Source organism: Nocardia farcinica (assembly GCF_029867845.1).
Lineage (GTDB): Bacteria > Actinomycetota > Actinomycetes > Mycobacteriales > Mycobacteriaceae > Nocardia > Nocardia farcinica_A.
Genome location: NZ_JARWRU010000788.1, coordinates 1 through 1,118, shown reverse-complemented (window position 1 = coordinate 1,118; position 1,118 = coordinate 1). Strand labels below are relative to the sequence as shown.

Here is a 1,118-nt window from a genome sequence, read left to right as displayed (position 1 = left end):
GCCGCGGGGAACGAGCAGGTCGTCCCGCGGCGCGGGGGCCGGTCGGTGTCAGCCCCGCTGCTGGAGGCGCTCGACGTACTTGGCGATGACGTCGACCTCCAGGTTCACCCTGGTGCCGACAGCGGCGGCGCCGAGGTTGGTCATGGCGAGAGTGGTGGGGATCAGCGAGATCTCGAACCAGTCGCGGTGCCCGTCGGCGGCGGGCGTCTCCTCGCGGCCGAGGCCGGAGACGGTGAGGGAGACGCCGTCGACGGTGATGGAGCCCTTCTCCACCACGTACCTGGCGATGGCGTCGGGCAGCGACACCCGCACCACCTCCCAGTTCTCCGAGGGGGTGCGGGCGAGCACGGTGCCGGTGCCGTCCACGTGGCCCTGCACCAGGTGCCCGCCGAGGCGGCTGTTCAGCGCGGCGGCCCGTTCCAGGTTCACCGGCGAGCCCTCGGTCAGGCCGCCGATGCTGGAGCGATCGAGGGTCTCCTGCATGACGTCGACGGTGAAGGTGTCGCCGTCGACCTGCTGGTCGACGACGGTCAGGCAGACGCCGTTGACCGCGATGGAGTCGCCGTGACCGGCATCGGAGGTCACGAGTTTGCCGCGAATCGTGAGCCGGGCGGCGTCGGCGAGCCGCTCCACCGCGACGACCTCACCCAGTTCCTCGACGATGCCTGTGAACATCCCTGACTCCTTGTCCGTGCTGCTACCAGCCGGTAACAGCGCTTCTCCGGGCGCTATTCCCGGCCCCGGTCCCCGGCTCAGCCTAACGACGCACCTTCCGCATCGCGGCGACGCCGTGCCACTCCGTGGAACGAACCGTCCGTCCGGCAGGAAAAAAACAGGGCGAAGGGTCTCTTTACCGTATTCCTTGCGGTGCGATCCAGAATGGATGCAGAATCGTTATCGAGTCGATCTCCTCGACCGCTTGTTCTTCACGATCCGCCGGAACGCACGGTCAACCGCCCGGTCGAGACGGGTGGCCGCGCCTCGGCGCCACCTCGTCATCGGACCGGAGAACCCATGAGCACCCCGTCGGACACGCGACCGTCCGCACCGACCTCGACACCACCGACCTCGACGCCACGACCACCGGCGAGACAATCGCCGCCGACCCCGGCCACGTC

Annotated in this window: 1 protein-coding gene; it reads right to left on the bottom strand. The window is 69.1% G+C overall.

The annotated features are described in order from the left end of the window. Positions 1-48: 48 nt before the first annotated feature. Positions 49-675, bottom strand: a complete 627-nt coding sequence (locus tag QH283_RS17275; RefSeq protein WP_280504020.1) for a riboflavin synthase — start codon at positions 673-675, stop codon at positions 49-51. Between the last annotated feature and the right edge of the window lie 443 nt (positions 676-1,118).